Genomic DNA, 26,796 nt, shown 5'->3' on the forward strand with positions numbered 1-26,796 from the left:
AACCGCCTGCGCGCGCTTTACGCCCAATAATTCCGGATAACGCTTGCCACCTACGTATTACCGCGGCTGCTGGCACGTAGTTAGCCGTGGCTTTCTGGTTAGGTACCGTCAAGGTACAAGCAGTTACTCTTGTACTTGTTCTTCCCTAACAACAGAGTTTTACGACCCGAAAGCCTTCATCACTCACGCGGCGTTGCTCCGTCAGACTTTCGTCCATTGCGGAAGATTCCCTACTGCTGCCTCCCGTAAGAGTCTGGGCCGTGTCTCAGTCCCAGTGTGGCCGATCACCCTCTCAGGTCGGCTATGCATCGTTGCCTTGGTGAGCCGTTACCTCACCAACTAGCTAATGCACCGCGGGCCCATCTGTAAGTGATAGCCGAAACCATCTTTCAATTTTCTCTTATGCAAGAGAAAATGTTATCCGGTATTAGCTCCGGTTTCCCGGAGTTATCCCAGTCTTACAGGCAGGTTGCCCACGTGTTACTCACCCGTCCGCCGCTAACGTCATAGAAGCAAGCTTCTAATCAGTTCGCTCGACTTGCATGTATTAGGCACGCCGCCAGCGTTCATCCTGAGCCAGGATCAAACTCTCCGAAGAAATGTTTGACTTGCTCATAAAAGTTTAAAAAATTAACGTTGACGTTTGTCGCTTTGTTCAGTTTTCAAAGTTCATTTTCTCTTGAAACAACTTTACTAATATATCATTCTGAGTTTTAAAAGTCAACAACTTTTTTCCAAACTCTTTTTTTCAAACTTCAAGTTTTTCTCAATCGCTCCTTGGCGACATATAATAATTTACCATGATAATTATGAAGAGTCAATTGTTTTTTTAAAAAAACTTTCACTTTTTTAAAAAGCTTTTATTTACTCATTTCGATCATTTAACTTTCTCAATGATATGCACTTATTTTATAACTGTTATTCAAGCAAAGTCCAGTAACCTGCTCAAAATAAAAAGGCAGCTACTTTAGCTGCCTCTTCTTCTACTATTCTTTAATTATTTTATTCTGCTAAGAAAATAAAATATAGAACGAAGATTACGAATAACCCATACATAATCCGATGAATCTCTTTCCTTCTACCTTTACAGATCATCGTGATTGGATAAAAGATAAAACCGATCGCGATACCTGTAGCGATACTGTATGTTAAAGGCATCATGATAATCGTTAAGAAAGCTGGTACCGCTACTTCAAATTGATCCCACTTAATCTTCCCTAGGCTTGCTACCATTAGTGCACCCACAATAATAAGAGCTGGTGCTGTTACCGCTGAAGTTACTACAGAAAGTAAAGGTGAAAAGAAAATAGCAATTAAAAAGAAAAATGCAGTTACAACTGAAGTAAACCCTGATCGCCCACCTGCTGCAACACCCGCTGTTGATTCAACATACGATGTTGTTGTAGACGTTCCTAAAACCGCACCCGTTACTGTCGCTGTAGAGTCTGCTAAAAGCGCTCTTCCTGCACGAGGTAATTTATTATCCTTCATTAGTCCAGCTTGAGTTGCAACAGCAACCAAAGTACCTGCTGTATCAAAGAAATCTACAAATAAGAAAGTTAAGATAACAACTAGCATTTGAAGCGTAAACACTTCACCGAAGTTTTCAAAAGCAGCACCAAATGTCGGAGCTAAGCTAGGAGCCGGGCCGACAACACTTGTTGGTAAATCAACTAACCCTACAACCATACCAGCGATAGCTGTAATAACCATTCCTATAAAGATTCCAGCATTGACGCGTAAAACCATTAAGATAACTGTTATAATAACACCAAAAATAGCAAGTAATGTACTACCATTTGTTAAATCACCTAAACCAACTAGTAGATCTGGATTGTCTACAATAATATTAGCGTTTTGCAATCCAACAAATGTAATGAAAAGACCAATCCCAGCACCAACTGCTAGTTTTAACTCTGCTGGAATAGCATTGATGATTGTTTCACGTATACCAGATAAAGATAATAAGATGAAAATTAACCCCGATACCATAACACCAGATAAAGCCGTTTGCCACGGAATACCCATTGTTAATACAACGTTATAAGCAAAGAAAGCATTCAAACCCATTCCAGGCGCAAGCGCAATTGGGTATTTAGCGATTACTCCCATAATGAGTGAACCAAGCGCTGCAGCTAAAGCAGTAGCTGTAAATACCGCACCTTGGTCCATACGCATGCTATCTGGTAAATCTGGTACGCTGCTCAATGATAGCATCGCTGGATTAACGAATAAGATATACGCCATGGATAAAAAAGTTGTTAATCCTGCAATAGTTTCCCTTCTATAATTTGTTCCTAACTCATCAAAACGAAAGTACTTCTTCATACTTGTTCCTCCCCACCATTGGAAGTCGCTGTCTCATGGGTAATATAAAAAACGCCTTATACAATTAATAATGTAAAGGCGTTAACTACGTAAATATATACGGAATGATACTATCTACTCTTCTCTTTTTATCTAATAGATAGAATAAATCGTTTGTATATACAGAGTTGCTCGTAGTCAAGCCATTTACGGTAGCTCGGTAGAAACTTTCGGGCCATATTCCCAAGATTATACGACATTTCTTAATATGTTTAGTTCTTTTATGCTAGTATATTACCACTTAATAATGAATTAAGTCAACAAAAAACGAACATTCTTACAAAAGAATGTTCGTTTGTTCGGTTTCCTTACATATTATTCCCATTCGATTGTTGCAGGTGGCTTACTTGTAATGTCATACACAACGCGGTTAATGTGTTTAACTTCGTTTACGATACGAACTGAGATCTTCTCAAGCACATCCCAAGGAATACGAGCCCAATCAGAAGTCATCCCATCGATTGAAGTTACGGCACGAATACCGATTGTATAATCATACGTACGAGCATCCCCCATTACACCAACACTACGGATATCAGGAAGAACTGTGAAGTACTGCCAGATATCACGCTCTAAACCTGATTTTGCGATTTCATCACGTAAAATGTAATCAGATTCTCGAACGATTTCAAGCTTTTCTTCTGTTACTTCACCAAGCACACGAATTCCTAGCCCTGGACCTGGGAATGGTTGGCGCCATACAATATTGTCAGGAATACCTAATTCAGTACCTAATGCACGCACTTCATCTTTAAATAGTGTATTTAAAGGTTCAATTAACTCAAACTCCATATCTTCTGGTAATCCACCTACGTTATGGTGAGATTTAATTGTTTGAGCAGTTGCTGTACCACTTTCAATAATATCTGTGTATAGTGTACCTTGAGCTAAAAATTCAAAACCTTGTAGTTTAGTTGCTTCATCGTCAAATACATAGATAAACTCGTTCCCAATAATTTTACGCTTTTGCTCTGGGTCAGATACACCTTTTAATTTGTTCAAGAAGCGGTCTTTTGCATCAATTTTAATAACGTTCATATTAAACCCTTCGCTGAACGTCTCCATTACGCTTTCCGCTTCACCTTTACGTAATAAACCATGATCTACGAACATACAAGTTAATTGGTTACCGATTGCTTTATGAATTAATACGGCTACTACAGAAGAATCTACGCCGCCACTTAATGCACATAATACTTTTTTATCTCCAACAACTCGGCGAATTTTTTCTAATTCAACTTCAATAAAGTTTTCAATAGACCAGTTAGCTTCAGCATGACAAACTTCAAATACAAAGTTCTTTAACAGATCATTTCCGTATACTGAATGGCGAACTTCTGGATGGAATTGAACTCCGTACATATTTTTATCTTTATTGCTCATACCAGCAATTGGGCAAGATGCACTTGTCGCATCCACTTCAAATCCAGGCGGTGTTTCTACAACTAAGTCGCCGTGGCTCATCCATACCACTTGCTCTTTCGGTAGCTCATGATACATTAATGAATCATTTTGTACGTGAATCGATGCTTTACCATACTCACGATGATCTGCACCCGCTACTTTACCACCAAAATGATGAGTCATAAGCTGCATACCGTAACAAATACCCAGTACAGGAATTCCTAATTCGAAAATATTTTCGTCACAGTGAAATGCACTTTCACCATACACACTATTTGGACCACCAGAGAAAATAATACCTTTAGGATTTAACGCTTTAATTTCTTCTGCTGTAATTGTGTGTGGATGTAATTCACTATATACGCCAAACTCACGAATACGACGCGTAATGAGTTGGTTATACTGACTTCCAAAATCTAATACAACAATCATGCCTTCCATCTCGTTCACCTCTCCGAATGTGTAAATAATCACTTGCTATTATGCCCCAAAATATAAAAAAAACCAGACTTTCCCCTTTGATATAAAGGCAGAAAGTCTAGTTGAACACAAAGCTATGATCAAAAAGAATATCCTGCCTTCATAGTCAGGCCATTTAAGGTGACCCGGTAGAGACTCTCGAACCATATTATCGAGGATATATGAAGGTATACGTAACACTATAGTAAGTTCGTGAATATTCTATCAATCAAGCTGGAAATGGTCAAGAACCTGTCGTTTTAATTAAATTTTCCCACAATTCTACTGATTGACTCCAAGATTCTACAGATGACTGCTGCTTATAAATAACTCTCTCATACTTTCTCGTTAATTCACTCATATCATTTGTATGAAGCTGATGATCTACTCGTAAAGCAAAATCCTTCAGCGTTTCATGTGAATCTCTTTTTAAACCTTTTCTTGCTAACATACTTATTAAGAAGAAATAGGCTTTTTCAAACGCTTTTTCATCCGAACGTTTGCGGTAGTATGGAACCATTACACGTGGCAACCATTTATAACGTGTCATGTATAATAATATGAATGAAAAGGGAATGAGAAGCAATAACCACCATAAGGAGATTGCAGCATCTGAAGGTTCCACTTTCTCATCATCTGCTACTTGTTTTTCTTCAGGTTTCTGCTCTTCTTGTACCGGCTCTTCCACTTCTGGTTCAGTAGCTTCTTCTATCTCTTCCTCTTCTGTACCTTGATTATTCCCTTCCACTTGAGGTTCATCAAATTCATAAGGGTTTGAGAATGTCTTAGTTGGTTCAAACGGAACCCAACCTGTTCCTGGGAAATAAACCTCGACCCATGAATGTGCATTGTTTTGCGTCACTTCATATACAGGCGTTTCTGCACTAGCGCTAATTTGTTCGCCTTCGGTATAGCCTTTCACCCAGCGCGCTGGAATATCAAGTGTTCTAAGTAGGACAACCATGGATGAAGAAAAATTATCACAGTATCCTCTAAGCGTCTCAAACAGGAATTGATCTACGTAGTCTTCTCCTTCACCAGGAATAGCTACATCGTTTGTATCATATACAAAACCATTAGCTTGAAAGTACTTCTCTACTGCTTTTACTTTATCATAGCGAGTAGCTTCCTCAGCTGTAATCTCTTGAGCAAGCTGCCCAACTCGATTAGGTAATGATTCTGGGAGCTGAGTGTACCTGTTTTGAAACGAAGAATTCTGTTCAATAGAAACTCCATTTCGATCACTATTTTGTAGCTGTTCAATATTAAAAGTAGGATATGCATATGTCATTTCATATGATTTCGCTTCGGTCACGCGACCTTGATTGTAAGGAAATAACTTTTCATTCGCTGGCGTAATTTGCGGTTGCAGTACATCATTAAGAGAAATACTCTTCAATTCTGGAACATGCATTAAATGAATAGTTGGTTGTTCAAACTTAATGGACGCTGTGTATGATTCTTTTTCTACACTTGCACCATATTGAGGAAGTACGTTCTCATTTCCTTCTAACGGTCGACTCGCAGCATTATAAGACGTTTCCCAGCCTTTTCCCGTATAGACGTCTTTTGTTTCAATCCGCCAATAATGCTCTTTCTCTGTTTGAGCAGTAAATACAACCGTATCATCTGCGGTAAAGGCACCGCCGAGCTGAGAATCATCAGTATCGTAACCAATCCGCTGGTTATTTGATGCGCCTTCACCACTGTTTTGTGTGTAAGCTGTTAAGAACGGAACAGGGTCAGGCCATTTCGGAGCTGATTTTGGTGCAATATAAGCAACACCAACTGCTATAAGTAGAACACCTAGTAGCAAAAAGAAAGACCTTGCTCTATTTTCAACGTGGGAAAGCTTTTGTTTGGTTCTTCCATCTATGTGTAATCGCAAAAAGCCTAATAATAAGAAGCCAATGGCTACAACTCGAACAATAGCAAACGTAGCGTCATACTCAGAAAACGTATCAAGCACTGTAACGTAAACAATTGTTAATAAAAAGAAGAAAAAAATCTTTTGCTGATAAAAAATCCAGTAGCGAATTAAGTAAGCCATAATCCATAACAAGATAAAAAACAGACATGTTCTCATCTCAACTGACAAATTGGGAATTTGCCAGCCGATAATACGGCCTATATCTATTGAAGTTTGGTCAACGAACGCACTAAACCATTCTGCTGATAAAAAGGGCGTTTGATAGTAAATGCGATTAACAGCATACAAAACAAACGCTGCGTTTATAACTGTCACAATAAAAAACGAGGTCTGCAGCATCAGTAAGAGAAAGGTAATACTAACAAAAAAGATAAAATACTGAATCTCACCTGTATCAGTCACCACGCTAAGTGGATGTAGCCATTCAATCAGCAATAAAAACGCGCCGACATAAAGTAATATGCTGCGAATACTTAGAGACTTCATTGCTTCTTCACCTCCCGGACACTACGGGGATTTGGAAATTGAATAAAGTGAACATCCCACCTTGGAATATTCACATAACCTCGTCCGTCTTGTTTGCTTTGTATAATAAAAAGCGTTACTTTTGTTTGCGGACTTACTTTAGCTTGAACCTCTTGAATTAATTCACTTGTCATCGAACTTGAAATAACAGTAACTGCATGAGATAAACCTTTTGGAATCGTTAGCTTTCCGTTTCGTATCGGCTGGACCCTAGCAAAGTAAGCAAGCCATCCTCTCTCATGCTGAGCTCCTCCATGCAACTCCTTTAAACGACTACTGCTTCCCCCATGGATAAATGAAGCTGGCTTATGCTGATTTAGATACGATAGAATCATTGAAGCCATGAAACCAGTCCGCTCTTCAAAGTCCGTAGGATCAACGCCATCAAAAATAAGAACCTCTTCCAAATCACTCATCTTCTCAAACTCTTTTGATATAAGCGTTCCTTTTCGGGCAGTCGCTTTCCAGTCAATAGTAGACAAGCGGTCTCCTTGTTCATACTCACGCACACCAGTAGCAAGCATCGTATTTTCAGCAATGGAACGCTTATAAAAGTGCTTTTCCCCCTCACTCCATTGGGAAGAGGTAGGTTTAACTTGTATTAAATGAGGATACATAATGAGCTGGTTTCTTGTCACAAAAACTTGCTGTCGATGAACAATGCCTAATAAATCACTCATTTCAATCGAGATTCCAGTAAGGTTATACTCACCTCTCTCTAAGGAGGGAATTTCAAACTCAATCACAATGTCTTTTTTCCACAGTGGGTATACTATCTTTCGCAAAGATAAATCAGCCTCTTTACATATATCTTCAACGGAAAGATTGTACAAAGGAAAAAATGAGTTTCGTTTAATATGAACTTTGTAATAAACCGATTCCTTTGCTTCGTACTGCGTACGCGTCATCACTCGCTCCACTTGCCAGCTTTTCATAGGATAGAACGCGATCACAATTCCATATAAACCAAAAGGCAGAAAGCTATAAAATAAAAACCAGCTTACAAATCCTCCTTGAAACATCGCATAAGCAAAAGTCGCTACTAATAAGACTACTAATAACAAAAAGCTTATGACTGGTTGCCTTTTAACACTTAGTTTAGCCATATAGCTTTTATCCTTTCACCGGCACAGGCGTACGCTTTATAATGCCTTCGATAATGGAGCCTTCCGTCACCCCTTCATATCTCGTCTCAGGTTGCAGTATAACACGGTGTGCGAACGCATGTTTCATTAAGTGTTGAACATCATCTGGAATACAATAATCTCTACCTTCAAGCAAAGCATACGCTTGAATTGCTTTCATTAACGCTACGGAACCACGCGGGCTTACGCCAAGGCTAATGGATTCATGAGTTCTCGTTTGGATAACCAAATCGACGATATAGTTTTTAATGACATCATCTACGTAAACATCCTTCACCATTTGCTGCATCGTACGCAGTTCTTCCACATTCATAACAGGCTGGACATCATCTATCGTTCGCTTTTGCTCAACTCCATTTAGAATAGCTAGCTCTTCTTGTTTCGTTGGGTATCCCATATTTAATTTAAATAAGAAACGGTCAAGCTGCGCTTCTGGTAATTGATACGTTCCTTCAAAATCAATTGGATTTTGCGTAGCCATCACAAAAAATGGAGATGGTAACTCTCTTGTTAACCCGTCTATGGTAACGTGCTGCTCAGCCATGGCTTCCAATAGTGCTGCTTGGGTTTTTGGTGAACTACGGTTGATTTCATCTGCTAATACAATATTCGTTAAAATTGGGCCTGGTTTAAAGTGAAACTCCATATCCTTTGGGCTATATACCGACATACCCGTTACGTCTGACGGCAGCAAGTCTGGTGTAAATTGAATTCGCTTAAAATCAGCATTAATTGCCTTAGCCAACGTTTTGACAAACATCGTTTTCCCTACTCCTGGTACATCTTCTAATAGAACATGTCCTTCTGCAAGGAGTGCAACAATACTGAGCTTAGCTACATCTCGCTTTCCTATAACCACTTCGTCAATTGTATTTAAAAGCTGTTGAAGCTGAGTCTGCACCTTTTCTGCTGGTATCATGAAAGTCCCCCTTAATGTATGTATACATACAAATTTGTCACAAATATAGTACTATTCTAGCAAATCAAGCAGTTTACTTAAAAGAAATAAGGTGAGTCTGATGCTTTATATTTTTACCAGTTTCGAAACAACCTCAAATAATTAGAAAATAAACATTTATCTTATTAGAAGCAAACCTTTTCCCTGCGTGATATAATTTTTATCAGTAAGCGATTCCAAGAATACTGCATTAAATTTCAGAAAAATAAGTCTTTTTGAGGAGAAGAAGAAAAATGGCTTTAGATCAAGAGTCTTTAGTAACAAAAGAACAAACAATCTTTAATCATATAGGCAATAAAATTATATTAAGCGATAGAGAGATTGACATTATCGCTCGTTTAGAAGAGCCGCTCATTCTCGTATTAGACAATGTGTTAAGCGATGAAGAGTGTGATGAACTAATTCAGCTATCTAAAGATAAAATGCAGCGCTCTAAAATTGGAGCTTCACGTGAAGTTAATAATATCCGTACAAGTAGCGGTATGTTTTTCGATGAAAGCGAGAATCCACTTGTACAGAAAATCGAAATGCGCACTTCCGAAATCACGGGCATTCCAACCGATCATGCTGAGGGTCTTCAAATTTTAAACTATTTACCAGATCAAGAATATCGAGCACACCACGATTACTTCGTCCCTACAAGCAAAGCCGCGAAGAACAATCGAATCAGCACGCTCGTTATGTACTTAAATGATGTAGAAGAAGGTGGCGAAACTTATTTTCCAAAGCTAAAATTTTCCGTTACGCCGAAAAAAGGTATGGCCGTATACTTTGAATACTTCTATACAAATCAAGAGCTTAACGACTTAACTCTTCATGGCGGTGCACCCGTTGTAAAAGGTGAAAAGTGGGTAGCAACGCAGTGGATGCGTAAGCAGAGAATTCGATAAATGTTATCTTGCTATGTAACAAAATACAAGGCCTGCTCAAGTGAGCAGGCCTTGTATTTTGTTAACTCTTTTTTAAATTAATATTTAGCCTCAAGAGTGTTGATTATCCAAAATTAGACAGACTTATCCCTTGGAATGTGACGTAGTTTTTCAAAAAAGTGCTCATTTCAGATTGCCAATCAATGGGTAAATTGTTTCCGACCAGTTGCCGTTGGAATGTGACAAACGATACGGTTTTAAATACTTGTCTTTCTGATGTTTTAGTATAAAGCCACTTGAGTAAAACATAGGTAATAAGAGCGGCGAAAAATTGATTAAATACGGCATTTTCAGTTGTGCCAAACAGGACAGGGACATTCAAGTTCTGTTTGATCCAACGGAAGAACGTTTCAATCTTCCATCGTGCTTTATACATGTCGGCAATGACTTCGGGTGCCACATTCATTAAATTGGTCACGACTCGCATCTCATGTCCATCATCATCCTTAAAAAACACCACACGATGACGCTTCTCAGAACGAGATTGTGATGTTCCAAGTTGGCACGTGATATCACGAGTCACAGGCGATTCTAGCTGTTCTAATCGTTTTAAAGCATGGGGACGAACAATCTCAATATTCTCCTTCATTCGAATGACAAACTCTTGGTGTTCAGAAACAAATTGGTCGATTCGTGTGATTTTAAAATAAGCACGGTCCTCTACCAGAACAAACCGAGAATCAACAAGTTGTTCACCGACAGGACCGTCATGTAAGCGACCGATCGTTTCAACGACTTGAAGTGGCATGTCCGTTTTTGGAGTATAACTAACATGTAGTTTGATGCCTGAACGCTCCCCATGATAGACAGCCCAAGGAAGGCGTGTTTTCCCAACCGTAATCGTTGTGGAGTCCACGATGAGAAGTCCGTTTGGGAGTTTCATTGCACGACGAGTCATCCGATTACATTTAGAAACGACCAAGTCAAAGAGTTTTTTCATCACGTGGTAGTCCAGATGGCTCGCCTTTTTTGAGAGAGTCGAATGGTTCACTTGCGGCAATCCATATTGCTCGCCTACATCCGCGCAGTGCCGGTAACTTTTAAACTCATTCATTGATGCGCAGATTAAGTATTTGATCAGGGTCAGCACATCAAGTTTACGAGCTGTATCTTTATAACCAATGGCCGTTTGAATAATTGCTAGTTCTTCTTCTGAAACAATTTTTTGAAGCAAATTCGGGAATGTGATATTCTTTTTCATAGGGACACCTTCTTGAGTATGTTTTCTGCAAATTACATTCTACAAGATAGGTGCCCTTTTTTGTATGCTTTTTTTGGATTTTATTGGTTAATCAACACGCATGATATTTTATATCATTTACTTCAGTTCCTAAGACAAGCCCTTTTTTCTCTTCAAACACATCAAAATAACTAAAGGTATTACCACTTAAAATATCAGATTTTCCCATAGTTTCCACTTTTTTATCATTCCTATTTTCAGTCTATTAAAAAATGCATTCAAAGAACGATCCACTATTGAACATTATCTGTATGACCAGAACCATTCTTGATATAAATCTATCCATTTAAAATTCTTATGTCCTTCATCCAATTTGATGCTAGCTAATGGCAGTATTACTTTTTTTCTACCCAACCTGCCTTCAACAAGAATTCCATAATTTTCGTCTACTTTCATCTCTTGGTCTAAATGAATACAGCTGACTTCAAATTCTGCGATTTCTAAAGGGCCAACTTCCTCTTCATATAACGCAGTAAAAGGAAATATCATATGTTGTAATAGATATTCATAAAAACTCATTAAAGTTGTCTCTTTTACATTGAGTAATTTGTCCATATAACTTGCTTTATATTTATTACCTCTCTCTAAACCGCTTATTCCTAATATTTGGGCAGCTTGAATTTCCCATTCTTCGATTTCAATCTGCTGATCATTCAAAATATCTTGAGGAACGATTAATCCATTTACTATTGAAAGGTTATTAAAAGGACTACCTTGAACAACTGACTCTATCGAGAAATTACTATCAAAATAGGTCATATTAAACATATCTCTAATTTTCTTCGACTTTTGCGAAGTCGTACTTTGCTTGGTGCCAAAATACTCAAAAATTTCTGTAGCAGACACATATGGTTGACTAGATTTATCAAATAAAAAATTAATCGTTCCCAAAGCATGGATTACTGCCGCAGCCCATATTTCAATACGGCCTGACAGGAATGGAATGTCTCTTTTTCTAGCCATTTTGTTTATTAATTTTTCAATTACTCCCTCATATTCTTCATTTAAAAATTGCTTACTAAACTCAATTGTTAATTTCAGTAATTCTGCCTTCTTTTCCTCTATCTTTTCTTTTGGTTTAGTCATACTCCACAACCTCTAATCTATTAGTCTGCTCTTAAAGTAGATTTTCTTAATTAATAGGAGAATTCGTTATCCTTTTCGTTATGACACTTTTTACATCTTTTCGGGTATGAAAGACCTTTTTTCTTATAAAATTGCTGCTCTCCCGTTGTAAAGGTAAATCGTTCTCCACATACCCAGCATTTTAAAAGTAGGTCATGCGGTTCAATACCCTCTAATGCTTCTTTGATAGATTCTGTTTTTTCCTTTACAACTGAATGATCAAACGGCTCTTTTCTATTTAATACATTTATAGTTGTTCGAATCTCATCTCTTACCTTTTTATAATCAACTTTCTCCCATAATTCTAGATAAGGGATAAGTCCTTGATCTCCGAATTCTTTAATCTTCTCAAGCAGCAATAGAATCATTTTCCTATTCCGATCCTTTAGATAGCTCATATCGGGATTTTGCTTTCCCTGCTTGACCCATTCCTTCCATTCATTTAAAAGTTCATCCGCACATTGATCGGACTCTATGTACCACCCCCGCTCTGTAAAAACAATCATTGGTAGTCTTCCATAATACTCAATATCTAGAAAATCATAATTGATCATCCAGTCAATTTTTTGCATAATTTCACCTAGATTTTCTGATTTATAATAACCATAGACAGGTCACTTATCCAGCTCCAGCTGTAATACTTTCTTCGCCCGTGAGCCCTTTAAGATTTTGGCAAGAAGTGTTCTTCCACCTTTAGCAATAATTTCATCAGCTGCTCTCAATATGACTTTTATTTCTTCATCAGATAATCGATCAAACTTAGATTTCATCAAAATGGTAAGTCCTCCTCATCAACCCAGTGATCAGAAACAATCAGTTTTTGTTGTTTTTTGGGCTTTCTTTTTAATTCTTCACTGGGGGCAGGCTTAAATGTAATGACCCTATTGAACTTCTCCTCATATAGTTCAAGAATCCATACTTTTACAGGTGCTTTCCATAGCTGATTAGGCGTGGGGATATTTTTAATTAAGCTCTTAGCTGTCATCCCCAACTCCTTAGCCATTTGTAGATCAGTCTCATTCAATTTGCATCGTTTTTTGGCCTCTGCCCAAGCTTGTGAATTCCTTTTTGCCACCAACACCAAATCCTTCTTTTTAGACAATAAATTGTGAAAGATATTCTGCAATATAACTCATTATCCTTTTGTCCACCCACTAAACTTTTAACATTTTTTATCTGTTCAGATTTTCAACTCCCACAACATTTCTTAAATTTCTTCCCGCTCCCACATGGGCAAAGATCGTTTCTCCCCACCTTTTGACGGGTTTGGAGACTAATGACCTCTCCTTTTTTATTGGGCAAAGGCGGTAATGCCTTCTTTTCCTGCGCGAATAGCTCTTCCGATGTATATCCCTTTAAATACCATTCCCTCGTATTATTCATAAGAAGAACAACGGCATCCATCAGTCTTTGCACTGCTTCTAAGCTTTCGAATGTCAGTTGAGTCTGTAAATATTGAAGAAGCTGACTAGGTTGATTGCCTAATTTCGCATGCATAATACAGTCCTCAACAAACTCCTTCGCCTCTTGTTTTGACATCCGATACTCTTTCGTAAATAGAGATAAAAGTTGAGAATAACCTTTTGGACACTCCACATAGTCCGCTTCACCTGCTTCAAGGAGCTGTTTCTTCGAGAATGGATAGTAATCAATATTCTTTCTAGATGCCTGCTCCTCTAAAATAACTAAAGGGTCTAGCACTTCCCAGTAAGAATAGCCATACCTGTTAATGTATATTTCTTGATAGTATTCCATCGCGTGAAATATAACCTGATTGAAGGCAAGGTAATCTGGGTGAATAGGCGTGTATTTCTCAACTAAATGCACTAACTCGTCATGCGGCACCGTTCCAAAATAATAGAGTAATCCGCGGGTAATCTTTATCCATTCCGTATTCCGCTTAACATCTGTAAGTATCGTTTCGTCTTGAATAATTTTCACTAGAGAAGGCAATAATTCCAAAGAGATCATGAGATTGGATTACCATTTTGAAAACTAGTAAACATAAAACCAGTTTTATGAGATACTCCATCTCCTCGATTTCTAGATTGTTTGCGCTCATAACTCCATTATTGGCAATGATATTTTTTCACTAGTGTTGCATTAATTTATTTTCACTATTAAAAATACTCAAAATGTTCAATTTTATTATTTTGTGCAAAGAAAAAGTCCTTTATAATGGATAAGTCAGGTGGTAACCCGTCCAAATCCACTAAAAAAGGACCAACTCATGGACAAGATTACACGAAAAACTTCATTTGGACAATGGTTTTCACCAATAAATCTTCAACTTTTTGAAGAAACCGTGAAAACGTTGAAAGTAGATTACTATACGAAAAAACTAAAAACAGACTCATTTCTAAAATTACTCCTTTTTGCACAGCTACAAGAAGTCGAAAGTTTGCATGAGCTAAGCGATTGTCTTTTCGACGACCAACTACAAAAAGGCATTGATCTTGATTCAATCAGTATTTCTCAGCTCTCACGCCGATTAAACGGTATAAATCCAGATTTATTTCAAAGGCTTTTCCTTGATTTAGTCGCACAAATTCATGCAAAAACACATTATACAAAGCTTATTATGCCGTTAAAAATCATTGATTCAAGCACATTGCCACTTAATTTGACCAATCATAAATGGGCAAAGTTCCGCGAAACAAAAGCGGGTGTCAAGTTGCATTTGAGACTTGTGTTTATGGAAAAAGGGAGTTCCTATCCTGAAAAGGCTGTTTTAACAACGGCAAAAGAACATGATCGTGGTCAGCTTGAAATCATGGTTGATGATAAAGAATGCATGTATGTGTTTGACCGTGGCTACCTAGATTACGAGCGCTTTGACCGAATGACAGATGATGGTTACTTTTTTCTTTCAAGGCTACGGAAAAACGCAGTCATACGGGAAGTTTATAATTTTAAACTACCCGAGAATTCAGCTGTTTTGTCAGATCAAATGGTGTTGATTGGTACGACTCAAAACCGTGCTGAAAATTACTTTCGTCTTCTAAAAGTGATGGATTCAAAAGGAAATAAACTGCATTTAATTACCAATCGTTTTGATTTGAGTGCCGAAGAAATTTCAGAGATGTACAAATCACGGTGGGCAATTGAGTTGTTCTTTAAATGGATCAAACAGCATCTCAGCATCAAAAAGTTCTACGGTCAAAGTGAATGGGCGATTCAAAACCAAGTGTTTATCGCACTGATTGTTTTTTGCCTACATGTTCTCGTACAACTTGAAACAAGAAGTAAGCGAAAAACCTTACAAATTAGCCGTTATTTAAGGGCTGCATTGTGGAAACCAGCCCATATCTGGCTTCGAAAGATTGAAGGGAAAGCCATCCCTTAATAAGCAAATTGTTGTTGTCGCACAAGTCTGATTGTAAAAAAAACCAAATGAATAAAGCCACCTTTGAATAGGTATTTACCTTTTTGGCTCTAAACAAGGAGGATGATTAGACTGAAAATTGGACATTATTTATGTAACACTAGTGATATTTTTTATTAAAAATAATCGTCGCTCATCGAACTGACTGATAATATTTCTGAAAAGAACAGGGATTGCCTCTGCCAAAGATTGAATTAACTCCGCCTTTTTCATCGAGCTTATATTTTTAATTTGCAGCTTTTTCCGGATGTCTTGAAGATCTGCGACTTTTAATGCGGATAGCGCTTCCTTTAATGAAGCTATTCCTATTATTTTATTCTTTTGATTCTTGTTTTTATTTACCTCCATACTTTACCCCTTTCACATTGCGTCCACCTCTGACAATATCAAAAGCCACGGCAACTCCTTACTAGCCATCTTTTTCATCGCATATTTATTTTTTCATTTTATCACACATGTGCTTAATATGAACACTTGAAACGGGGGCGACTACTCTAAAAGGAACTTTCTTATTCCTCCAACTAAACTTTCATATATAAAAAAGAAGCTTCCCATAAGTTGGCTCAACTTATGAGAAGCCTCTATAATTTGTTAACAATCCACTCTCATCTTACATAAAACCCTTATATATCAAGGGTTTGAGGGCGTTATTACATCATGCCGCCCATTCCACCCATGCCGCCCATGTCAGGCATTGCAGGTGCACCGCCTTCTTCTGGCTTGTCAGCAACAACTGCTTCAGTTGTTAAGAACATAGCCGCTACAGAAGAAGCGTTTTGAAGCGCTGAACGCGTTACTTTTGTTGGGTCAACGATACCAGAATCAAGCATGTTTACCCACTCACCAGTTGCAGCGTTGAATCCAGTTCCAACCGCTTCGCCTTTTAGACGCTCAACGATTACTGATCCTTCTAGACCTGCGTTGTGAGCGATTTGACGTACAGGCTCTTCAATCGCACGTAATACGATGTTGATACCTGTTGCAACGTCGCCTTCAGCTTCGATTCCAGCAACTTTATTGTAGATATTCAATAATGCAGTACCACCACCAGCTACGATACCTTCTTCAACCGCAGCACGAGTAGAGTTTAATGCATCTTCAATACGTAGTTTACGCTCTTTTAATTCTGTTTCAGTAGCCGCACCAACTTTAATTACAGCAACACCACCAGCAAGCTTCGCTAGGCGCTCTTGTAATTTTTCGCGGTCGAACTCTGAAGTTGTTTCTTCAAGCTGAGCTTTAATTTGGTTAACGCGAGCTAAAATTTCTTCTGCGTTACCTGCGCCGTTTACAACTGTTGTGTTTTCTTTTGTTACCACAACTTTAGAAGCGCGACCTAATTGCTCAATGCTTGCAGATTTCAAGTCAAGACCAAGCTCTTCAGTGATTACTTCACCACCAGTTAAAATCGCAACGTCTTGAAGCATTGCTTTACGACGGTCACCAAAGCCAGGAGCTTTAACTGCTACCGCTGTGAATGTACCGCGAAGTTTGTTCACAACTAATGTTGCTAGTGCTTCACCTTCTACATCTTCAGCAATGATTAATAGTGGCTTACCTTGTTGAACAACTTGCTCTAACACCGGTAAGATTTCTTGAATGTTACCAATTTTCTTATCTGTGATTAAGATATACGGATCTTCTAATACAGCTTCCATTTTATCTGAATCAGTTACCATGTATGGAGATGCATATCCACGGTCAAACTGCATACCTTCTACAACTTCTAATTCAGTTGTGAAGCCTTTAGATTCTTCAAGCGTGATAACGCCGTCGTTACCAACGCGCTCCATTGCTTCAGCGATTAATTGACCTACTTCTTCGTCAGCCGCTGAAATAGCCGCTACTTGCGCAATTGAATCTTTACCTTGGATTGGTTTAGAAATTGCTTTTAACTCTTCAATCGCTACTGCTACTGCTTTTTCCATCCCTTTACGGATACCCATTGGGTTCGCACCAGCCGTTACGTTCTTAAGACCTTCACGAATCATTGCTTGTGCTAAAACTGTTGCAGTTGTCGTACCGTCACCAGCAACGTCGTTTGTTTTGCTAGCAACTTCTGCTACTAATTTTGCACCCATGTTTTCGAATGCATCTTCTAATTCAATTTCTTTCGCAATTGTTACACCGTCATTTGTAATTAATGGAGAACCGAATTTTTTCTCTAGTACTACGTTACGCCCTTTTGGTCCAAGCGTTACTTTTACAGCATTCGCTAATGTATCCACACCACGTAGCATTGAGCGGCGTGCTTCTTCGCTAAACTTAATGTCTTTTGCCATTTGACTCATCCTCCTAATTGTTTAAAAATAATCTATTCTACATTGTTAAAAGTCGTTATGAATAATTAGCCGATTACAGCTAAAATGTCGCTTTCGCGTAAAAGTAAGTATTCAGTACCTTCGTATTTCACTTCAGTACCAGCATATTTTGAGAAGATAATACGATCGCCTGCAGCTACCTCTAATGCTACACGCTCACCGCTTTCTAATACTCGACCTGTACCAACAGCAACAACTTTACCCTCTTGTGGTTTCTCTTTAGCGCTGTCTGGTAATACGATACCGCTTGCTGTTTTTTCCTCAGATTTTACAAGTTCAATCACTACGCGATCACCTAATGGCTTTAACAAGTGAAACAACCTCCTCAAATAATATGTTTTTACATTTTATTAGCACTCAACCTCACCGAGTGCTAACACATTTATTATATTAAAACAAAGTAGCTTTTTTTTGCAAGTATTAAACACAAAAAAATTTAAAAAATCCTTTTTCAACTCATACTACTCATACCTACATAAAAAGAAGGCATTCTTTTATCTCTCATATAATATGTATGTTACAATACGAACAAGAAGAAACATATCAAAAAGCTTCCCTACATGTTCTTCGACAATGATACATAAAAAACCTTTTAAAGGAGTATGAAAGATTGGAAAAGCGCTATGGTTATATCGTACTGACTTATATCATCATGCTGTTTTCTAGCATTTTAGGCATTCCGTTATTATTATCCCTCGGACTGTTTAATGACGAACCCGTTGGAGTAGCTAAACAGCTTGCGATGACTTATTGGACAATTATCAGCTTTAGCTTGGCTTTAGTAATTGTACTTTTGTTGTTAAAGCGTGAAATGTCAATGAGACATGAACATGCTGGCTTACCAACAGCTATATTCTGGTCAATCTTTGGCATCTTTTTAGCAATGGCTTCTCAATCTGTGGCTGCCATGATTGAAATGAACTTATTGGGTATTGAACCTGGTTCTGAAAATACGGAAATGATCTTGAATTTAGTGAAAGTTACGCCTTTATTAATTGTTGTCACATCCGTTATTGGACCAATTTTAGAAGAAATTATCTTCCGAAAAATCATCTTTGGTTCTCTATATCGTAAATATAATTTCTTTATTTCAGCCTTTATTAGTTCACTTATATTTGCAGCAGTCCACTGGGATTTCGAACATTTATTAGTTTACACGGCTATGGGATTTGTATTCGCGTTTTTATATGCAAGAACGAAGCTGATTATTGTTCCAATTATAGCTCATGTCTTGATGAACACGATTGTTGTGTTAGTTCAAACGATTTTTGCGGATGAAATTATTGAAATTCAAAAACAGGCTGAACAGCTACAATTTATTATTAAAGGACTTGGTTTATGAATAATATCCCTCTAACCAGAGGATTTATCTACTTAATTATGGGAATCCTCTTTACGTATTTAGCTATTTTAAGCGTCGATACGACCGTATGGACCTTACCAACTATCTTGTTTGCCTTAGTCGCTGCTTTTGATTTTCGCTTTGCGATTCGAACCTTTTCATTGCACCGCAAGATTAAAAAGCTTCAGGAGCAATATAAAAAGTCAAATAGCAACGATTCTCAGAAATAAAAAGGCCCCTTACACAACAGGGGCTTTTTTTTGTTATTCAGAAGAAATTCCAACAGCTTCTTCATATTGTTGTCTATGTTTCAGCATTTTACGATAGGAAATGCGAGAAATAATAATGCTAATTTCATAAAGGATGAATAAAGGAATTGTAACCATTAGGTGTGATAACAATTCTGGAGGTGTAATAAAGGCCGCTATGACTAATAACACAAAATAAGCGTACTTCCGGATACTGCTTAAGAACTGTGGCGTCACAATACCTAGTCTTGTTAAAAACATAATGACAACGGGTAATTGAAACAATAGACCAAATGGTAGCGTAAGCTGAAATAAAAATGAAAAATATTCATTGATACCAATAACTTGGTTAACATCTAGCTTATCCGCTATTCGAATCATAAACTCTACTACAAAAGGAAAGAGAACAAAGTAAGCAAACGAAATACCAGTAAGAAATAGGATAATTGAAATTGGAATGTATCCAAGAGTTACTTTTCGCTCTTTATCATACAAGCCTGGACTTATAAATGCCCATAATTGATAGAGCGCAATAGGAGCAGAAACAACACATCCAATTACAAACGCAAACTGCATATAAATCTTAACCGGATCGGTCAATTTAAATGCGTTCATTGTTAGCGAGCTTGCCTCGTCTGCTGATTGTAGATAAATAATAACGCGATCCGCTAAGAAAAAACCGCCAATTGTAGCAATAAAAAAGAAAAAGACGACGATTAAAATCCTTTTTCGCAGTTCACCAATGTGATCATATACAGACATTTCTTGTTCGTTCATATGTCAATCATTCCTCTATTGATTTCGTTCTTTCTTCTTGCCCTCGTCTTCGTTATCTTCCATTATTCCTTTAGTGGCACTTTTAAACTCCCTTAACGTGTGGCCTACAGCTCGACCAAGCTCGGGAAGCTTCTTTGGTCCAAAAACTAAAAGTGCAAAAATTACAATTAAAATCACACTACCTGCACCTAATCCCATGGTTTCCCCTCCTTTATTACATATATATTCTATTATATATTATTTTCAGGGTAATTTTTCAAAAAGTAAACCAGCGACTGAAGCTCTACGGCTAAATCAATGTGATGCAGACGAATAGAGCTTGGCACATTTAAACGGGCAGGGGTAAAATTTAAAATACCTTTGATTCCGCATTTGACTAAGCGGTCCGTAATTTGCTGTGCCACTGTAGCTGGAACTGTTAGGATCGCAACAGAAATATCTTCTGTCATATGTTCTTCAAGCTTATCTAAATGATAAACGGGTACGTCTCCAACGTGAGTGCCCACCTTTTCTTCAATAACATCAAAAGCAAATTCAATTTTTGTATTGTTATTCTTAATGAAATTGTAGTTTAAAAAAGCTGTTCCAAGATTACCAACACCAATCAGAGCAACTCTGGTTACTTCATCTTGATCTAATGTTTTGCGAAAAAAACTTAGTAAATAATTGACGTTATAGCCATATCCCTTTTTACCCAAGGCTCCAAAATAGGAAAAATCGCGACGAATTGTAGCGGAGTCTACTTTCACCGCTTCGCTTAATTCTGCTGACGATACACGTTGCTTACCAGAAGCATGTAGGTTTTTAATAAAACGATAGTATAGCGGCAACCGCTTTGCTGTAGCTTGTGGTATTTTTAAGTTTTCTGTATTCATCTTGTGCCCCCTTAATTACGATAGATATAATGGCTATCGTTCAGATCTCCGCTTGACTTAGCAAGATTCTCTTTTTAAATTAGATAGCGCTTCCATTAAGTGAACCTTCTATTCACTCATGAACAGTAGTCTATAGTTTATTTTAACACAGTCTATGTGGTAATAATGAATTCTACACATAATTTTGTGGAAATGCTTATGACATGCACCTATTCATACTTCTGTCTTAAAAATATGTTAAAATACACTATGTCGAAATGAGTAGAGGTGAAACGATGATTATTCTACAGTTAAACGGAATTACGAAATATTACGGGGCAGACCCGATTTTATCAAATATAAAACTTGAAGTTCAATCTAAAGACCGCATTGCACTAGTTGGTCGAAACGGAGCGGGAAAATCAACGCTTCTAAAAATTATTTCTGGTGAACTTTCCTACGACAGTGGAGAGATTATGAAGCCAAAAGAAACAACGATTGACTACATGGGACAGGATACAGTGTTAGAATCCACTTTATCTATTTGGGACGAAATGTTAACCGTCTTCAAGCCATTGCAAAAAATGGAGAAAGAACTAAGAAAGCTTGAAGAAAAAATGGGAGACCCTTCTTATCAGCAGGATTCCAACAACTATGAAAAGCTTTTAAAGGAATACGATCAGCTTCAAATTTCCTTTAAAGATCTAGGCGGATACCAATACGAAGCTGACATTCGTTCAATCCTGCACGGGTTTCGCTTTTCAAACTTTGATTACTCCACCCCTATTTCTACACTAAGCGGTGGGCAAAAAACACGACTGGCTCTAGCTAAGCTGTTATTAACTAAACCTGATTTGCTAATTTTAGATGAGCCTACCAACCATCTTGACATTGAAACATTGGCTTGGTTAGAGCAATTTTTACAAAATTACGATGGCGCTATCCTAATTGTCTCCCATGATCGCTACTTCCTTGATAAAGTGGTTACACAAGTCTATGAAGTAAGTCAAAAAACCACCTATAAATATCCTGGTAACTACTCAAATTATTTAACACAAAAAGCCGAACGCTATGAGCGTGAGATGAAGCAATTTGAAAAACAGCAGGATGAAGTAGCAAAGCTTAATGATTTCATTCAAAAAAATATTGCTAGGGCTTCAACAACAAAGCGAGCTCAAAGCAGACGTAAACAGTTAGAACGCATGGAGCTAATGGATCGGCCAAACGATGGTGAAAAAGGTGCAAGCTTTTCCTTTGATATTGAACGGCAAAGCGGAAATGAAGTATTAAAAGTTGACAACCTTTCCATTGGATATGAAGAAAATCAGTTTATTGTAAAAAACATTAACCTTCGTGCTACTCGTCAAGATAGCATTGCCCTAGTAGGTCCAAACGGGATTGGTAAATCTACTCTGTTAAAAGGCTTAATGAATAAACTTCCTTTTGTTTCAGGAAAAATCCAATTCGGTTCTAATGTAACAGTAGGCTATTATGATCAAGAACAGGCAAACTTGACGTCTAACAAAGCCGTACTCAATGAATTATGGGACGACTACCCTACTACTACTGAAAAAGAAATTCGAACTGTGCTCGGTAATTTTTTATTTTCAGGCGACGATGTCTTAAAGGTTGTTTCCACACTAAGCGGTGGAGAAAAAGCAAGACTCGCTTTAGCAAAACTGATGATGCAAAAAGCAAACTTTTTAATTCTAGATGAGCCTACTAACCACCTTGATCTAGATAGTAAACAAGTATTGGAGAATGCATTAATCTCTTATCCAGGTACACTTTTATTTGTTTCCCATGACCGTTACTTTATCAACAGAGTTACCAACAAGGTTATCGAATTGTCTCCAGAGGGAACAACAGAGTTTTTAGGGGACTATGACTACTACGTTGAGAAAAAAGCAGAAATGGAAGAAAGAAAAGAGCTTGAAGCAGCAAATATGGCTCAGGAACTATCTGTAGGGAAAAGTGACAAAGCGTCATATATACAAGATAAGGAACAAAAAAAGCTTCTAAGGCAGCGAAAAAGAAGAATTGAAGAGATTGAAGAACGAATTGCTGAAGTGGAAGCAAAATTAGAGCAAAATGAAGAGCTTTTATGCGACCCAGTAATTTACCAAGATCATGAAAAATCTCAGCTTTTAAACAATGAGAACCAAACTTTTCAACAAGAGTTATCCACATTAATGGAAGAGTGGGAAGAACTTCAGCTAAGTATTGAGGAAAGCTAACAGTTTATACACAAAAGAAGCCCATACACCTTTTGGTGATGGGCTTTAATATATGCATTATCCACAGTTAATTCTAAATTGATTGAAAATTGTGGATAACCACTATATTATCCACAATCCTCTATTCTAGCACTAACCCAGGATTCGCATTTAATGCCATGGTCGCTCTTCTATCTTTACGATATAAAACGCTGGCTGCTGCTCCAATCATAGCAGCATTATCCGTACATAAAGAGAGTGGTGGAATAACTAACTCTACATTAGAGTACTTTTCGAATCGTTGCTGTAGAGCCTCTCGTAACCCTTTATTTGCGGCTACCCCACCGGCTAACAGCAGTTGATTTACGTTATATTCTTGAACAGCTTTTTCTGTTTTTGTTACCAAAACATCAACTACGCTAGCTTGAAAACTAGCTGCTAATGTTTGTGGATTAATATCTTCACCTTTTTGTTTCGCGTTATGCACAGTGTTGATAACTGCTGATTTTAAACCACTAAAACTAAAATCATATGAGCCATCTTCCAACCAGGCACGCGGTAGATCAATTAAGGGTTCACCCTCTTGAGCTAGACGATCGATATGAGGACCGCCTGGATATGGTAACTGTAGCGTACGTGCTACTTTATCGTATGCTTCACCAGCTGCATCATCTCTTGTTTCACCAATGACTTCAAAACGAACGTGCTCTTTCATGTAGACAAGTTCTGTATGTCCACCCGAAACAACTAATGCTAGTAACGGAAACTTTAATGGCGTAATAAGTTGATTCGCATAAATATGTCCCGCAATATGATGTACAGGAATTAAAGGCTTCTGATGAGCAAAAGCTAACGCCTTAGCTGCGTTGACACCAATTAATAACGCTCCTACTAATCCTGGTCCTTCTGTTACCGCAATTGCATCAATATCATCAAATGTCATATTGGATTGATGTAGAGCTTCTTCTACAACTATTGTGATTTGCTCAACATGATGCCGTGAAGCAATCTCAGGTACAACTCCCCCAAAGCGTTTATGGCTTTCAATTTGAGAGGCTACTACATTTGCAACAATTTCTGTACCACCTCGAATAATCGCAACAGCCGTTTCATCACAGCTTGTTTCTATTGCTAATATTACTTCATTTTCTTTTGTCATAATTTCACCCACATAACTAATGCATCTTCATTGTTATCAGAATAATAATTTTTTCGTATGCCGCCAGCCTCAAAGCCTAGCTTTTTATACAATGACTGTGCAATATGATTTGATGTTCTTACTTCAAGCGTCATTGAAAGTGCCCCTAGCTGTTTCACAACATTCATCGCAGCTTTAAGCAAAGCATATCCTAACCCTTTTCCTCTATACTTAGGAAGTATAGCAATATTGGTAATATGCGCTTCATCAATTACAATCCAAGTTCCACAATATCCAATAATTTGCTCATCTATTTCCATTACAAGGTAGGTAGAAAATTGATTGGCCGTTAATTCGTTATAGAAGGCCTCTTTGCTCCAAGGTGTTGCAAATGCCTGTTTTTCAATTTCAACAACTTGATCAATATCTTCAACTTTCATTAGACGAAATTTCACTGTCATAGTCATTTTCTCACTCATTTTTCGCTTCTTGTGCTTTTAACCAGTTTGCTTCTGCCTCAGCTAACCTAATGTAATTAGGCACAAAAGCATGAACTGGAGTTGCTTCTTTTTGCATACCTAAAAAAGCTAATTCACTTGGACGAGGATTGTATTGTGAGACAGATGCAAAGAGTGCTTGTTCTCCTAATACGCTAGTTAATATTTCTTTATGCGCTTCAATATCATTCCCAATAAATAAAATAGATTCATTGTATTCTTTCAATTTTCCAGCCCATTGTTCATTAATAACAAGCTGATCTTTCTCTTCATTACGTAGTTCCTGTCCATTATCAAAACGATATAACCCTGTGAAAATTTGTTGTCTACGCGCATCAAATAACGGGGAGATAAGTCCGTTAAAGTAACGGCCGTTAGCAGCTACAATCTCAAGGCTAGACACTCCAACTAAAGGAATGTTAAGCGTCCACGCAAGTGTTTTAGCCACGGTTACACCAATGCGGACACCAGTATAAGAACCAGGCCCTTCTGCTACTACAATTTTATCTAATTCTTTTGGTAATGTATCACAATCCGCCAGCAACGATTCAATAGCCTTCATCAAGCGAATAGAATGATTCTTTTTCAGATTTGTAATTACTTCTCCAATTACTTTATTCTCTTCAACCAATGCGACGCCCATTACGAAATTTGACGTATCAATTGCTAATGTTTTCATAGTTAAAAAGCTCCTTACATAGGTCAATATATCTTGCGCCTTTGGCGTTGCAAACAAGCTTACGTGTTTTAGGCGTATCATGATAAATATTAATTTGAACAAATTCCTTTGGTAACTGCTCTTCAATTAAGTGAGCCCACTCAACAACGGTAACACCATCACCTTCAAAGTATTCATCAAAACCTAGATCTTCAAATTCATCCCCTAGACGATATACATCCATGTGATAGAGGGGCAATCTTCCATCTTTATATTCCTTAATAATAGTAAATGTAGGGCTGTTTACGTTCCTTTTAATTTCAAGACCTTTTGCTAATGCCTTGGTAAAAGTTGTCTTACCAGCTCCTAAGTCTCCTTCTAATAACAAAACATCACCTTGAGCTAGCAGCGAAGCAAGACGGTTGGCTAGCTTTTGTGTATCTTCAATAGAAGCGGATTGGATGACAAACTCTTCTAATGGTTTCATTTTTCGAATCCTCACTTTACTCTCTCTAAATCAATTTATACCTCTATTGTATACGCAGTTCTCTACTCATATCCAGCATATACATACAAAAAAGTCCCTAGGAACAGTCCTAAGGATCATAATTTTAATATAAAAAAAAAGACGAAACCTTTTGTTTCGTTTAGATGGCGGTCCCGACGGGAATCGAACCCGCGATCTCCTGCGTGACAGGCAGGCATGTTAACCGCTACACCACGGGACCATTTGGTTGCGGGGACAGGATTTGAACCTGCGACCTTCGGGTTATGAGCCCGACGAGCTACCAGACTGCTCCACCCCGCGATAATATAAATGCCTGGCAACGTCCTACTCTCACAGGGACAAAGTCCCAACTACCATCGGCGCTAGAGAACTTAACTTCCGTGTTCGGCATGGGAACGGGTGTGACCTCTCTGCTATCGCCACCAGACATGTTTTGAGATTATTCTCTCAAAACTAGATAACATTTTGCTGAGTACTAAGTTTACTGTCTAGCTATGGCTCCTAATTAGTCGCCTTCGCTTTTTCTAATTTGGTTAAGTCCTCGATCGATTAGTATCAGTCAGCTACACACGTCGCCGTGCTTCCACCTCTGACCTATCAACCTGATCATCTTTCAGGGATCTTACTAGCTTGCGCTATGGGAAATCTCATCTTGAGGGGGGCTTCATGCTTAGATGCTTTCAGCACTTATCCCGTCCACACATAGCTACCCAGCGATGCCTTTGGCAAGACAACTGGTACACCAGCGGTGTGTCCATCCCGGTCCTCTC

General features: G+C 38.1%; 26 protein-coding genes, 2 tRNA genes, 3 rRNA genes, 1 pseudogene and 2 riboswitches. Of the genes and pseudogenes, 5 read left to right on the forward strand and 27 right to left on the reverse strand.

Annotation, left to right across the window (positions count from 1 at the left end; genetic code table 11):
• From A2U94_RS18425 to A2U94_RS18450, 6 genes are all read right to left on the reverse strand, one after another.
• Nucleotides 1-598, reverse strand: a 16S ribosomal RNA gene (locus A2U94_RS18425); the annotation flags it as partial.
• 404 nt (nucleotides 599-1,002) lie between these two features.
• Nucleotides 1,003-2,328, reverse strand: a complete 1,326-nt coding sequence (locus tag A2U94_RS18430; protein WP_025908432.1) for an NCS2 family permease — start codon at nucleotides 2,326-2,328, stop codon at nucleotides 1,003-1,005.
• A gap of 154 nt (nucleotides 2,329-2,482) precedes the next feature.
• A riboswitch (purine riboswitch) is annotated at nucleotides 2,483-2,584 on the reverse strand.
• 98 nt (nucleotides 2,585-2,682) lie between these two features.
• On the reverse strand, nucleotides 2,683-4,212 hold the full coding sequence (gene guaA / locus A2U94_RS18435) for a glutamine-hydrolyzing GMP synthase (RefSeq protein WP_035320199.1): 1,530 nt from the start codon (nucleotides 4,210-4,212) through the stop codon (nucleotides 2,683-2,685).
• A 122-nt stretch (nucleotides 4,213-4,334) separates the two neighbouring features.
• Nucleotides 4,335-4,436: riboswitch (purine riboswitch) on the reverse strand.
• A gap of 38 nt (nucleotides 4,437-4,474) precedes the next feature.
• Nucleotides 4,475-6,646, reverse strand: a complete 2,172-nt coding sequence (locus A2U94_RS18440; protein ID WP_025908434.1) for a transglutaminase TgpA family protein — start codon at nucleotides 6,644-6,646, stop codon at nucleotides 4,475-4,477.
• Complete coding sequence (locus tag A2U94_RS18445) at nucleotides 6,643-7,791, reverse strand: DUF58 domain-containing protein (protein ID WP_025908435.1); 1,149 nt, start codon at nucleotides 7,789-7,791, stop codon at nucleotides 6,643-6,645. Before A2U94_RS18445 ends, A2U94_RS18440 begins: the two co-directional genes overlap by 4 nt.
• A 7-nt stretch (nucleotides 7,792-7,798) precedes the next feature.
• A complete protein-coding gene (locus tag A2U94_RS18450) occupies nucleotides 7,799-8,749 on the reverse strand; it encodes an AAA family ATPase (protein ID WP_025908436.1) in 951 nt (316 codons plus the stop codon).
• A gap of 272 nt (nucleotides 8,750-9,021) precedes the next feature.
• Between A2U94_RS18450 and A2U94_RS18455 the strand changes: the two genes are divergently transcribed.
• Nucleotides 9,022-9,678: a 2OG-Fe(II) oxygenase gene (locus tag A2U94_RS18455; protein WP_025908437.1), complete on the forward strand. Its 657-nt coding sequence runs from the start codon at nucleotides 9,022-9,024 to the stop codon at nucleotides 9,676-9,678.
• A 103-nt stretch (nucleotides 9,679-9,781) separates the two neighbouring features.
• Here A2U94_RS18455 and A2U94_RS18460 read toward each other — a convergent pair whose 3' ends face one another.
• From A2U94_RS18460 to A2U94_RS18480, 7 genes and pseudogenes are all read right to left on the reverse strand, one after another.
• A complete protein-coding gene (locus A2U94_RS18460) occupies nucleotides 9,782-10,918 on the reverse strand; it encodes an IS4 family transposase (RefSeq protein WP_062954758.1) in 1,137 nt (378 codons plus the stop codon).
• Nucleotides 10,919-11,200: 282 nt separating this feature from the next.
• A complete protein-coding gene (locus tag A2U94_RS21355) occupies nucleotides 11,201-12,043 on the reverse strand; it encodes a DUF6398 domain-containing protein (protein WP_025910779.1) in 843 nt (280 codons plus the stop codon).
• Between the two features lie 50 nt (nucleotides 12,044-12,093).
• Nucleotides 12,094-12,345 carry a zinc-ribbon domain containing protein gene (locus A2U94_RS22190; RefSeq protein ID WP_281998993.1) on the reverse strand — a complete coding sequence of 84 codons (252 nt, stop codon included), beginning with the start codon at nucleotides 12,343-12,345 and terminating at the stop codon, nucleotides 12,094-12,096.
• Nucleotides 12,331-12,684 (reverse strand): annotated as a pseudogene (locus A2U94_RS22195) (RQC-minor-1 family DNA-binding protein); the annotation flags it as partial. The pseudogene A2U94_RS22195 and the gene A2U94_RS22190, both read right to left, overlap by 15 nt.
• A 12-nt stretch (nucleotides 12,685-12,696) precedes the next feature.
• The gene (locus A2U94_RS21960) at nucleotides 12,697-12,855 is read right to left on the reverse strand and encodes a hypothetical protein (RefSeq protein WP_226373014.1); all 159 of its coding nucleotides are present in this window, start codon (nucleotides 12,853-12,855) and stop codon (nucleotides 12,697-12,699) included.
• Nucleotides 12,852-13,163, reverse strand: a complete 312-nt coding sequence (locus A2U94_RS18475; RefSeq protein WP_226373015.1) for a hypothetical protein — start codon at nucleotides 13,161-13,163, stop codon at nucleotides 12,852-12,854. Before A2U94_RS18475 ends, A2U94_RS21960 begins: the two co-directional genes overlap by 4 nt.
• A gap of 107 nt (nucleotides 13,164-13,270) precedes the next feature.
• Nucleotides 13,271-14,053, reverse strand: a complete 783-nt coding sequence (locus tag A2U94_RS18480) for a YecA family protein (protein ID WP_226373016.1) — start codon at nucleotides 14,051-14,053, stop codon at nucleotides 13,271-13,273.
• A 259-nt stretch (nucleotides 14,054-14,312) separates the two neighbouring features.
• Between A2U94_RS18480 and A2U94_RS18485 the strand changes: the two genes are divergently transcribed.
• The gene (locus A2U94_RS18485) at nucleotides 14,313-15,428 is read left to right on the forward strand and encodes an IS4 family transposase (RefSeq protein WP_062954759.1); all 1,116 of its coding nucleotides are present in this window, start codon (nucleotides 14,313-14,315) and stop codon (nucleotides 15,426-15,428) included.
• A 129-nt stretch (nucleotides 15,429-15,557) separates the two neighbouring features.
• Here A2U94_RS18485 and A2U94_RS18490 read toward each other — a convergent pair whose 3' ends face one another.
• From A2U94_RS18490 to groES, 3 genes are all read right to left on the reverse strand, one after another.
• On the reverse strand, nucleotides 15,558-15,815 hold the full coding sequence (locus A2U94_RS18490; protein WP_062954760.1) for a Rho termination factor N-terminal domain-containing protein: 258 nt from the start codon (nucleotides 15,813-15,815) through the stop codon (nucleotides 15,558-15,560).
• Between the two features lie 302 nt (nucleotides 15,816-16,117).
• Nucleotides 16,118-17,749, reverse strand: a complete 1,632-nt coding sequence (groL, locus tag A2U94_RS18495; protein ID WP_025909993.1) for a chaperonin GroEL — start codon at nucleotides 17,747-17,749, stop codon at nucleotides 16,118-16,120.
• A 65-nt stretch (nucleotides 17,750-17,814) separates the two neighbouring features.
• Nucleotides 17,815-18,099, reverse strand: a complete 285-nt coding sequence (groES, locus tag A2U94_RS18500; RefSeq protein ID WP_025909994.1) for a co-chaperone GroES — start codon at nucleotides 18,097-18,099, stop codon at nucleotides 17,815-17,817.
• A 299-nt stretch (nucleotides 18,100-18,398) separates the two neighbouring features.
• On the opposite strand from groES, the gene A2U94_RS18505 reads away from it, so the two are divergent.
• Together A2U94_RS18505 and A2U94_RS18510 are read left to right on the forward strand one after the other, a co-directional pair.
• Nucleotides 18,399-19,130, forward strand: a complete 732-nt coding sequence (locus A2U94_RS18505; RefSeq protein WP_025909995.1) for a CPBP family intramembrane glutamic endopeptidase — start codon at nucleotides 18,399-18,401, stop codon at nucleotides 19,128-19,130.
• Entirely contained in the window at nucleotides 19,127-19,360 is a 234-nt protein-coding gene (locus A2U94_RS18510) for a YdiK family protein (protein WP_025909996.1), read from the forward strand. Before A2U94_RS18505 ends, A2U94_RS18510 begins: the two co-directional genes overlap by 4 nt.
• A 33-nt stretch (nucleotides 19,361-19,393) precedes the next feature.
• Here A2U94_RS18510 and tatC read toward each other — a convergent pair whose 3' ends face one another.
• The 3 genes from tatC to A2U94_RS18525 are packed head-to-tail and all read right to left on the reverse strand — an operon-like array spanning nucleotide 19,394 to nucleotide 21,030.
• The gene (gene tatC / locus A2U94_RS18515) at nucleotides 19,394-20,155 is read right to left on the reverse strand and encodes a twin-arginine translocase subunit TatC (protein ID WP_025909997.1); all 762 of its coding nucleotides are present in this window, start codon (nucleotides 20,153-20,155) and stop codon (nucleotides 19,394-19,396) included.
• Between the two features lie 15 nt (nucleotides 20,156-20,170).
• The gene (locus A2U94_RS18520) at nucleotides 20,171-20,353 is read right to left on the reverse strand and encodes a twin-arginine translocase TatA/TatE family subunit (protein WP_025909998.1); all 183 of its coding nucleotides are present in this window, start codon (nucleotides 20,351-20,353) and stop codon (nucleotides 20,171-20,173) included.
• A gap of 32 nt (nucleotides 20,354-20,385) precedes the next feature.
• Nucleotides 20,386-21,030, reverse strand: a complete 645-nt coding sequence (locus tag A2U94_RS18525; protein ID WP_025909999.1) for a redox-sensing transcriptional repressor Rex — start codon at nucleotides 21,028-21,030, stop codon at nucleotides 20,386-20,388.
• Between the two features lie 275 nt (nucleotides 21,031-21,305).
• Here A2U94_RS18525 and A2U94_RS18530 point away from each other — a divergent pair, with 275 nt between their 5' ends.
• Complete coding sequence (locus A2U94_RS18530) at nucleotides 21,306-23,246, forward strand: ABC-F family ATP-binding cassette domain-containing protein (protein WP_025910000.1); 1,941 nt, start codon at nucleotides 21,306-21,308, stop codon at nucleotides 23,244-23,246.
• Nucleotides 23,247-23,367: 121 nt separating this feature from the next.
• Here A2U94_RS18530 and tsaD read toward each other — a convergent pair whose 3' ends face one another.
• The 8 genes from tsaD to A2U94_RS18570 all read right to left on the reverse strand — a co-directional run.
• On the reverse strand, nucleotides 23,368-24,384 hold the full coding sequence (tsaD, locus tag A2U94_RS18535) for a tRNA (adenosine(37)-N6)-threonylcarbamoyltransferase complex transferase subunit TsaD (RefSeq protein WP_100346444.1): 1,017 nt from the start codon (nucleotides 24,382-24,384) through the stop codon (nucleotides 23,368-23,370).
• A complete protein-coding gene (gene rimI / locus A2U94_RS18540; protein ID WP_025910002.1) occupies nucleotides 24,381-24,830 on the reverse strand; it encodes a ribosomal protein S18-alanine N-acetyltransferase in 450 nt (149 codons plus the stop codon). Before rimI ends, tsaD begins: the two co-directional genes overlap by 4 nt.
• Nucleotides 24,831-24,834: 4 nt before the next feature.
• Nucleotides 24,835-25,539, reverse strand: a complete 705-nt coding sequence (tsaB, locus tag A2U94_RS18545) for a tRNA (adenosine(37)-N6)-threonylcarbamoyltransferase complex dimerization subunit type 1 TsaB (protein WP_025910003.1) — start codon at nucleotides 25,537-25,539, stop codon at nucleotides 24,835-24,837.
• Nucleotides 25,520-26,005 carry a tRNA (adenosine(37)-N6)-threonylcarbamoyltransferase complex ATPase subunit type 1 TsaE gene (tsaE, locus tag A2U94_RS18550; RefSeq protein WP_025910004.1) on the reverse strand — a complete coding sequence of 162 codons (486 nt, stop codon included), beginning with the start codon at nucleotides 26,003-26,005 and terminating at the stop codon, nucleotides 25,520-25,522. Before tsaE ends, tsaB begins: the two co-directional genes overlap by 20 nt.
• A 165-nt stretch (nucleotides 26,006-26,170) precedes the next feature.
• Nucleotides 26,171-26,246: transfer RNA gene (locus tag A2U94_RS18555), tRNA-Asp, on the reverse strand.
• 3 nt (nucleotides 26,247-26,249) lie between these two features.
• Nucleotides 26,250-26,326, reverse strand: a tRNA-Met gene (locus A2U94_RS18560).
• 11 nt (nucleotides 26,327-26,337) lie between these two features.
• Nucleotides 26,338-26,453: ribosomal RNA gene (gene rrf, locus A2U94_RS18565) — 5S ribosomal RNA — on the reverse strand.
• A gap of 102 nt (nucleotides 26,454-26,555) precedes the next feature.
• Nucleotides 26,556-26,796: ribosomal RNA gene (locus tag A2U94_RS18570) — 23S ribosomal RNA — on the reverse strand; the annotation flags it as partial.

This window comes from Bacillus sp. VT 712 (assembly GCF_001614195.1).
In the GTDB taxonomy this organism is placed as follows: Bacteria; Bacillota; Bacilli; order Bacillales; family Bacillaceae_H; genus Priestia; species Priestia flexa.